The sequence below is a fragment of the Vibrio sp. S9_S30 genome (assembly GCF_014694455.1).
Lineage (GTDB): Bacteria > Pseudomonadota > Gammaproteobacteria > Enterobacterales > Vibrionaceae > Vibrio.
Genome location: NZ_JAAUWT010000142.1, coordinates 1 through 465 on the forward strand (window position 1 = coordinate 1; position 465 = coordinate 465).

1 protein-coding gene is annotated in these 465 nt (G+C 42.2%); it reads left to right on the forward strand.

The genetic code is table 11. The features are described from left to right. The coding region (locus tag HC752_RS25015) for a hypothetical protein (RefSeq protein WP_238930637.1) at nucleotides 1-181 on the forward strand (181 nt) is incomplete at its 5' end. Between the last annotated feature and the right edge of the window lie 284 nt (nucleotides 182-465).

Below are 465 nucleotides of genomic sequence, written 5' to 3' on the forward strand. Positions count from 1 at the left end.
CGTTTTTGGCTACTTAATTGGGCGTTATAGCGCTTTGATGATTCAAGGGTTGTCAGGCTCTCGAACATTGCTGGCTTCCGTGTTTTTGAGTTTGTTTTCTCAACCTGTATCAAGGTGGAAAAGCCGTCGCAAGCCAAGTTGCTGCAAGCTTTCAAAACCAATTGGGAACGCTGGATTTTGAAGCTTGGTTTTCGGTTTGTTCTTCTTAATTTTCGACTGAATCGGTGTTTTGGTTTTTGTGGTCTGGTTACAGAAGGTTTTGTTGGTTAAGATACTATTCATTGAATGCAAGCTAAGTGCTTCATTGCCAAGTGAGTTTGTTGTTTGTATCGCTCTAACAAAAGCTTCAAACCGACAAACAACGCGTGGCATTTTTGGTTTGCGGTGAATTTAGTGTTTAAGGTGCAATGCAGCGGCTTGATTTGTGCGTTGTTTGCGGTTTAAGCTGGCGTTATAGCGCTTTGA